This is a genomic window from Gemmatimonas sp. (assembly GCF_041689975.1).
GTDB lineage: Bacteria > Gemmatimonadota > Gemmatimonadetes > Gemmatimonadales > Gemmatimonadaceae > Gemmatimonas.
In genome coordinates, this window is the sequence record NZ_JBDNFF010000299.1 from 1 (window position 1) to 7,635 (window position 7,635).

At 61.0% G+C, this 7,635-nt stretch carries 12 protein-coding genes; 1 reads left to right on the plus strand and 11 read right to left on the minus strand.

Annotation, left to right across the window (positions count from 1 at the left end):
- Positions 1 to 162 precede the first annotated feature (162 nt).
- Genes ACESNG_RS18040 through ACESNG_RS18060 form a run of 5 tightly spaced genes read right to left on the minus strand, consistent with a single transcriptional unit; the run spans position 163 to position 3,174 of the window.
- Entirely contained in the window at positions 163 to 1,704 is a 1,542-nt protein-coding gene (locus ACESNG_RS18040) for a terminase large subunit domain-containing protein (RefSeq protein ID WP_373070167.1), read from the minus strand.
- On the minus strand, positions 1,688 to 2,140 hold the full coding sequence (locus ACESNG_RS18045; RefSeq protein ID WP_373070169.1) for a hypothetical protein: 453 nt from the start codon (positions 2,138 to 2,140) through the stop codon (positions 1,688 to 1,690). Before ACESNG_RS18045 ends, ACESNG_RS18040 begins: the two co-directional genes overlap by 17 nt.
- Entirely contained in the window at positions 2,140 to 2,457 is a 318-nt protein-coding gene (locus tag ACESNG_RS18050) for a DUF1360 domain-containing protein (RefSeq protein ID WP_373070171.1), read from the minus strand. The genes ACESNG_RS18045 and ACESNG_RS18050 overlap by 1 nt, the downstream gene beginning before the upstream one ends.
- Positions 2,454 to 2,762, minus strand: coding sequence for a hypothetical protein (locus ACESNG_RS18055; RefSeq protein ID WP_373070173.1), 309 nt, complete (start codon positions 2,760 to 2,762; stop codon positions 2,454 to 2,456). The genes ACESNG_RS18050 and ACESNG_RS18055 overlap by 4 nt, the downstream gene beginning before the upstream one ends.
- A gap of 4 nt (positions 2,763 to 2,766) precedes the next feature.
- Complete coding sequence (locus ACESNG_RS18060; RefSeq protein WP_373070175.1) at positions 2,767 to 3,174, minus strand: WhiB family transcriptional regulator; 408 nt, start codon at positions 3,172 to 3,174, stop codon at positions 2,767 to 2,769.
- Between the two features lie 19 nt (positions 3,175 to 3,193).
- On the opposite strand from ACESNG_RS18060, the gene ACESNG_RS18065 reads away from it, so the two are divergent.
- Complete coding sequence (locus tag ACESNG_RS18065; RefSeq protein WP_373070177.1) at positions 3,194 to 3,418, plus strand: hypothetical protein; 225 nt, start codon at positions 3,194 to 3,196, stop codon at positions 3,416 to 3,418.
- On the opposite strand, the gene ACESNG_RS18070 is transcribed toward ACESNG_RS18065, so the two are convergent.
- The 6 genes from ACESNG_RS18070 to ACESNG_RS18095 all read right to left on the minus strand — a co-directional run.
- Positions 3,415 to 3,681: a hypothetical protein gene (locus ACESNG_RS18070; RefSeq protein ID WP_373070179.1), complete on the minus strand. Its 267-nt coding sequence runs from the start codon at positions 3,679 to 3,681 to the stop codon at positions 3,415 to 3,417. The two genes, ACESNG_RS18065 and ACESNG_RS18070, sit on opposite strands and share 4 nt — an antisense overlap.
- 118 nt (positions 3,682 to 3,799) lie before the next feature.
- Positions 3,800 to 4,432, minus strand: a complete 633-nt coding sequence (locus ACESNG_RS18075; RefSeq protein WP_373070181.1) for a hypothetical protein — start codon at positions 4,430 to 4,432, stop codon at positions 3,800 to 3,802.
- 10 nt (positions 4,433 to 4,442) lie between these two features.
- The gene (locus ACESNG_RS18080) at positions 4,443 to 4,619 is read right to left on the minus strand and encodes a hypothetical protein (protein WP_373070183.1); all 177 of its coding nucleotides are present in this window, start codon (positions 4,617 to 4,619) and stop codon (positions 4,443 to 4,445) included.
- Positions 4,620 to 4,717: 98 nt separating this feature from the next.
- The gene (locus ACESNG_RS18085) at positions 4,718 to 5,008 is read right to left on the minus strand and encodes a hypothetical protein (protein WP_373070185.1); all 291 of its coding nucleotides are present in this window, start codon (positions 5,006 to 5,008) and stop codon (positions 4,718 to 4,720) included.
- A gap of 179 nt (positions 5,009 to 5,187) precedes the next feature.
- Positions 5,188 to 5,499: a hypothetical protein gene (locus ACESNG_RS18090; RefSeq protein WP_373070187.1), complete on the minus strand. Its 312-nt coding sequence runs from the start codon at positions 5,497 to 5,499 to the stop codon at positions 5,188 to 5,190.
- Between the two features lie 1,155 nt (positions 5,500 to 6,654).
- The coding region (locus ACESNG_RS18095; RefSeq protein WP_373070189.1) for a hypothetical protein at positions 6,655 to 7,635 on the minus strand (981 nt) is incomplete at its 5' end.

Below are 7,635 nucleotides of genomic sequence, written 5' to 3' on the forward strand. Positions count from 1 at the left end.
CGTCGGGGGCTACTCGCCGTACCCGCTTGACCAGCGGTTCAAGATTCTGATGCCCCAGCATCACCAGATGTCCAAGCAGCGGATCACCACCTGGGTCGAGTCGGACAAGCGCCCGGATCGCAAGATCTTGCGGGAGTCCGAACATGCCCGCTTCATGGTTCGCTAGAGGCCCATCTCCTCGAGTATCTGCTGTAGCTCCATCATCCGTTGGTCGGTGATCTCGGATGCGTCGGCGTACTCAGCTGGGTCGTGGACGACCAGATACCGGATGGCGTGAGCGGCGGCGTCGATCTCGTCGTCGTGCTTCGGCTTGCGGCCGTCGCCCATCATCAGTTTGTGAGTCTTGATCCACGGCTCCACCCATTCGGCGTCCTCCTCGTCGGCGGGCAGCACCACCTGACGACCTTTCTGCAGGATCGAGTAAGTGGTTGCTCGCACCTCCTTCGAGCCGTCGGTGGGTGTTCCGATCACCTGGAACCCGGAGAGATGCTGTGCGTAGAAGGCGACCAGCTTTTTTGCTGCGCCGCCCTTCTCCTCCTCAATCAGGACCGGGACGTGATGGCCGTCGGCTTGAGCGGTGGACTTGACATCGATGATGCCTTGCTCGGGCCCGACCTGCTTGCGGTACCGGCCTTCAATGAACACGAGACCGTTCGACGCCTTTGACACCATCACGCCAACCGTGTAGTCACCGCCGCCTTCGGTCTCAGCGATGTCCCATGCGCGACACGACACGAACCGGTCCGGCCAGTCGGCGCGCAGCATCTTGACCCAACGATCGGCGGGGAACATGCCGGTGTCTGAGTTGTTCGGGTTCTGCTGGATCATGCAGTCGAACAACTGCGGGTTCTTCAACTGGATCTCTGCCAACGTCCACCAGTTGTTCTCCTGTGTGTCGCCGGGGCGGGTGAAGCGAGTGTGGAGCGGGTCACCGGGGGCTCGACCGAGCCGGTCGCGATACTGGGCGGGGTCTCCTTCGTGGTCTTCGGGCGCGTAGCAGATGCCGGGGTAGACGAGCCGCTTCCACGGGATACCACCGTCGGCGTCCTGCTGTGCTTTGAGCCGGCCGGACAGATCGTCGTCGGCCAGGCAGGTTGAGGCCACCACGTAGGTGGAGCCGGGTTGGCGGCGGCCCCAGATGGCGCCCTGCCATGCGGACCAGTGACCATCCTTCGTGGTGGACGAGGCTGCCTCCTCCATCGTCTTGAGGATGTCATCCACCCACACGAGGTGGCCTTGACGTCCGGTGATCTGACCGCCGATGCCGACCGACAACATCCCGCCCGATGGGTGGCCGGCGAGCGACCAGTCGCCCTGGGAGTCATTGTCGCGGTCGACGCTGAGCCCGAAGAACTCCTCGCCGTAGCGCTTGAACAGGTCGCGAACCAGCCGACCTGTCTCGGTGCTGTAGCCGTCCGAGTAGGAAATGAAGATGACCTGGCGGTCGGGGAACATGCCGATGAACCAGAAGATCAACAGCACCGCGATCGATGTCTTGCCGATCTGGTTGGGTGCGTTCAGGATGAACCAGTCCTGCTCGTCTTGGTTCATGCACGCCGGGACGAGTTCGGATTCGATGTCGAGTAGGAACGGGAACGGCTGCCACCCACCGTCCCAGATGGTGTGGCCGATCTTCATCCCGATCAGCGACGGGAGCCCGATGCTCTGCGCCTGAGCAACGAGGTCGTCAGCGACTGTCGACATCGATCGCCTCGAGCGCAACCGGCGCTGGCTGCAGGGCGGCGACCGACCCACGGTCACGCAGCAACTCGACCATCGCCTGCTTCACCGACAACACAACGGTCTGATCCAACTGGCCGGACGATTCCATCTTGATGTGCCGGACGTCTTTCCACCGGTCGGCTCTCTGGTTGTACAGCACCATCTGGATGCACTTCACGTTCCCTGAACGGGCCTTTTCGATGACGGTCTCCTCGATGTCCTCGAGAAGGCGTTCGCGTGCAACGGCGAGCATGTCGGCGAAGTCGGGATCTTTGGTGCGCTTCTCGAGACCTCGAGGTGACCAACCGACTTCGATTGCAGCGTTCAGCGGGCCGCACCCCATGCGTACGCGCTCGAAGAAGCGGGTCATCTGCGCTGCTTCTCGCTCCTCGGCGCGTGTGAGTGCGGCTGTTTCCATCAGTCGTCCCGTTCGTAGTCGATTGCTCTCCAGTACAGCAGCGAACCGGTGGCAACTGCGAGCCAGGTAAAGACAGGCATCGGCATCGAGCCGACGAAGATCATGTATGCGCCAACGACGAAGCCGGAGATCCAGATGGTGATGCAGTACGGGCAGGACAGCAGCTCGTGCATCTTGTGGAAGAACCAGTGCTCGTGGTTGAGCAGCCAGGCGTAGACCCTGAAGCGCTGGTTTTCGACCAGGGTGTCAAGCACCACGAAACGCGCCACGCGAAATGTCACCGCCGCCAGCACGATGACGAGGACCAAGTAGTTCATGAGCAACCCTGGCAGCCGCCCGCAGCATTGATTCGGTACGTCACCTGCGATTCATCGCTACTCACACCAACGGCCTGCTCAAGGTTCTCGGAGCGCCCCTGGATCACCCACTCCTTACCGGAGCCTTTGATGACCGCCTCGAGGACTCGCTCGACTCGCACGAACTTGCGGCGGGTGTTGTCGGGGACGCTGATCTGGACGGTCGAGTTCGGGGAGTCGCCGCTGATGATGACCACGGCGTCGGGCATCAATTCCCCGAGCGTGTCGTCATCCGTGGTGATGGTGCAACGGGTGAGTGTGAGCATGGCGTCATGATATGCCGGTTGCGATGCGCTGTACAGCCTCCTGCACGGTGAAGCCCATCGCTCGGGCCTGAGCGGCTTGGTGAGGGCTGTTCGCGATGAACCTGAGACGGTCGACGTGCTCGCCCCACACACCAGCGCGCTCGTCAGCCTGGATCGCCCCGAGGGCACACTCCCATTGGACTGGACACACAGCGCAAACGGTCAACGCAAGATCGTGCAGGACGTGGCCTTTGATCTTCTGGGTGCCCAGCTTGTAGGTGACCTTTTCCTCGGCGATCCACGCCCACTTGACGAACCCGTTGTCGTTGCGGCACAGCGCCTGGTCGTACCAGTCGCGTGGGACCGAGGCGGCGCGCTGAACCGACAATGGCATCTCGTCGAACGATCCGCTGTACGAGGCGTTGCGTGGCATCAGCGCGTAGTGTAAGCCCATGTCCCAGGCGGAAACCGGTACCCCTGCAGCGCGTCGACGCAAGATCTTTCTGCTCGCCGACGCTCTCGGGCTCACCCGGGACGAGCGGATCGAGCTGGCCGAGGTGATCTTGCGTCGAGATCTGGTGTCCTGGAAACAGCTCGACGACGCTCAGGTCGATCGGATGCTGGACGTGCTCGAAGGTGCAGCGATGGTGATCGAGCTGCAACGCCAGCGCCGCTAGAACGCGAACAGTTCTTCGGCGACCGTGTTGCACAGTTGCGACGCCAGGACTTGGTCGAAGGTGAGCTTGTTGTCGCGTGCGTACTTGATTGCCTCGGTGCGCTTCGCCCGGATGAACAGTCGCTCGTGCTCGGTGGAGTAGCCAGCGACGAAGACGGTCATCTTGCGGAACGGCCCCGAGTACGGGGTGGTGCAGTCAGGTGCGGACTGCAGCATGATCGTGCCGGTCTCGTCAACGCCCGGGTACGAGCGCGACAGGTGCATTGAGTTGGGAGTCAACGACCCCCGGTTCTTACCGCCTCAACCTATAGCTGCCTCTCCCGGAGTCGCTGCTGGCGCCCCTCCTCACGAACGTCGTGGGCGGCGCAACGCCACTCCGGCATCAGTCGCCCAACCTGGTCGCTGCGAACGTCGTCAACGCAGCCGCCGTGGCGTTACCGAGCACGTTGAGAGCGAACTGAGAGGATTGTGATGCGATCACCCGGAAGTAGTCGCCTGGGACCATCCGTTGAATGGTCGTCCCACATAACGACGTGACGTTGCTGCCCGTCACGGCATTGACAACCGTGATCCCGTGTCGGTCACCCGTCGACCCGTTCCGGCTCATCCATGCAGCACGCCACCTGGTGGCCTGAGTGTCGAAGGTGACCGTGTAACACAACAGGTACAGGCCACCTCCACCAGCCGGACAGGTGATGCGATCGGGATTGACGGAGTTTGAGTGCAAGCCGCCCACATCGAATGTTTCGACGTCGAACAACACAGCCGTAGCGACATCGTTCGCAATCGTCTGTGCACCGGATCGACTGGTGTGGCACGCAAGCCGGTTGGTCTGGTTGTTCAGGTGGGTTGCGGCAGCACCAGCCCAGTCGGGGTTGAGGTTGAATAGCCACGGGGAGACCGGGGTGCCGTTGCCAGCAACAGTGATGGACGGGAAGAAGCCGTTGATCGCGCCGGAGGTCGCCGGAGTCGAGGTGACAGCGCAACCACAGGTGGATGATCCGCAGAGGGGCACGAAGGTGACTCTACCCAATCGGTTCGAGCAGTGAGTGGACTCGGGTTTCGCGCACCGAACCTCGCAGCGCCATGACGAGAGAATCCTCGGGGCCGCAGGTCGTCACCTTGATGCGTTCCGCTGCGCGCTCAGCGAGAGCGCAGAGGTCGTTGAGCACGACTTCGGGGACGATCACTAGGCGATCCATGTTTCCGAGCGTACACGAAGGTGTACCGAGTGTAAACGAGGAATGCTAGGCGGCCATGCCGCAATGCGTGACTGTAGCCCAGGACAGGGTCTTGGACGTCATACGGTAACCGACCACTGGCAGTTGATCGACACGTTGCCTGTGGCTGCGGTCCAAATATTGAAAGGGCCGCCCGCCTGGACGGATGCCAGCGCAACAACAGCGCCACCAGAATAAGCGACGATCGACAAGTCAAGACTGGTGGGCGGGCGAAACCCAACGGGCACCGTAAACGCCGACGTGCCGCTTGCGCCGCTCTGGATCTGGCCCCGGATATACACCATGTCGCCAAGTTTTCGATATTGGGCTGGCTGCAGACCAAGGTTCACCCACGAGTTGATGAGCGTCACCGCCACCCACGGGGTGGAGGCGGCCGCCAGATTGAATGGGTCACCAGGTTCGCCTGAGCCCGAGATAGTGAACGAGCCATCACTCGAAACGATCCCGCACCCGCACCGTACACTTCCGCAGAGTCCCATCGGCGCAGCCTAGCTCAGCCCGGGTGGGCGATGATCGAAGCGGTGAAGGCTCAACCAGGGAACGCCACCAAGGACGCCGACTCTATGGTGAAGCTTCCGGTCGGATCTCCTGGCGGCCATCCAGTCATGAAGTAAGAACCCTGGCCACTCAAGTACACTTGTATGGGATTTTGGTAGTCCACCTCGAGAACATTCGCCAGCGCTGAAGCCCTGTCCCCAGAGACTCCGGTGAACAGGCCGACGTTACGGTTCACGTTGAATCCCAAAGAATAAGCCTGCAGGGTTGTTTCGATATGCCCGCCGGGCGGGTGGTTGAATTGGTCGGTCGACCCAAGCGCAATCGACATGTTGGACAGAAGCACCCAGCGCCCTGGGTCAAGATTTAGGGTTAGGACCAATGGGGCTCCTTCGCTGGCAACAAACGGGCCCCACGGGCCTCCCTGGATGGAGCGCGTGGCGCCAGGCCACCTGACGCGAGCCTCCAAGGCGGTCATTTCTTGGTCCAGCTCTTTCAACACCTCATGGAGGGCCTGGCCAGGCAATCTCAAGTTTCGATCACTCATCAGAAGGGCACCGCCACAATGTAAGCCAGTCGCACTGTGGCGGTTGTCACTGCACCTGTTGACATTGCAGTCAACGACACACTGCCCGCCTGCGTAAGGGTTGCGGCCCTCGATATCGTTACAACTTCACCAGTAAAAAAGCCCGGCGATGCGGTGAATCCCGTGGACGATGAACCGAATGGCGGTAGCCCAGGGAGATTGATGAAGCCGTCAATTCGGTACACGTTCTGCCCGGACGATGAAGTGTCGCTCGTGTAGAGCCCCGCAGTGATCAGCCAGCGGCCAGGGTCAAGAGGCAGCGAAACCAGACCAGTCACGACAGCGTTGGGCAGGGCGATGGGACTATTCACACTGTCGAAAACGACTGATCTCACGGAGCCAGTCCATCGGATTCTCTGGTTCGTCCTTCGAGTAGTCAACAGCAGACTTGACAACATGCGGGAAAACGCCGGGCCCGCAGAAATCAAATTGCGGTCGCTCACGATGGGCACGCTATGAGGTAGATCTCCGAAGCATTGCACGTCAAAAGGTTCGAGGACCGCTGCACCCTCAGAGACACGGTGCCAGGAGCCGCTAGGGACGCCGACCATATTGGCATGGAGCAGTCCAGGGACACGGTCACCGGGCCAGGATTGGGGTGACCCACCTCAAAGTTCGCTGACGTGCCTACTGGCGTCACGATCTGAGAGCGAACAAAGTACGGCACGTCGCCGCCAGGGGATGTCGACGCTGAGCGAAAGCCTCCGATGATCAACCAGCGACCAGCATCTAGTTGGAGGCTGGCCAGTGTCGCAGGGGACCCGAAAATCGGCACGGCAACCGGGCCAGGGACTTCGGCTTGGGAAACGGACCCCGGGAACATGGAGCGACTTTGCAAACTGAAAAGGCGTCGCTGGAATCCATTTAGCAAACCAAGCAAAGCCTGGTCGGGTAGTGCCAATATCCTGCTGGACATCAGTTCCCGCCTGCTTCGTCGGTTCCTATTGGAATGAAGGTCGGGGACACGCGTTCGCTTATCCCTCCCTCCCCAACACTGACCTGCACGTCCACGCGCTTCAGTCGCTGAATGGACAGGAGCTGGGACACCCCATGATCTGCTAGGTCGATTGACCAAAGCGAACCGGGGAACAGCATGTCCACGGTCACCGGAGCATTCTGCCCCAGCATCCCGCCAGACAAAATCACCGGGGCGTCACGGCGCAATGCGAGCAACGAATCGGCGCGCTCCTGGAATACGCCGATCGAAGTGATCGGGGTTCCAGCCTGCGGCCGGTACAGGGTTGAAACGTCCACGTAGTCCAACAGACCCGCCTCCATGTCAACATCGGAAGCTGTCCAGAAACGACGGAATCCGCCCTCACCAGAATCGGCTCCAGGGACGTACACGTTGTTGGCTTGGGCTTCACCATCAATCACCCAGCCTGGGCGCTCAACCCACGCCTCGTCGGTGAAAAGCCCGAAGAAGTATCGCCCGAACGGGTCGGGGGTTGGAGCTAGCTGTTCCTGGACCCCGTCGCGAATCACATACCACCCAGCCGGGAAGCCAGTTGCATCTTGATTTTGGACGACTAGGTCGGTGCCTAGCACGAAGTAGTCCACGGCGGATCGAGCGAGTTCCTCGAGAATGTCGGAGGCGTACTCGAAGTTCAGGGCCACAATTTGACGAGTCATTGCGTACCCCGTTTGGAAAATGGGGCATTCCAAACCGAAGAGGTTGTCCAGCGAAGTTGCTGAGTCCAAGACGTCCTTGAACACCAGCCCGGCGTCGCTCTGGTTGAACGCCAGATCCTCCTTGATCGTGCGGCGCGACATCCATTTCATGATGTCGGACGCCGAGATTGTCACGAAGTCGGCACCAGACCCGTTGCGAACCGGCCGCTCGATCGACACGATCGGACCTGCCCACACGAGTTCGCCGTTGCGCTCGATCCGTAA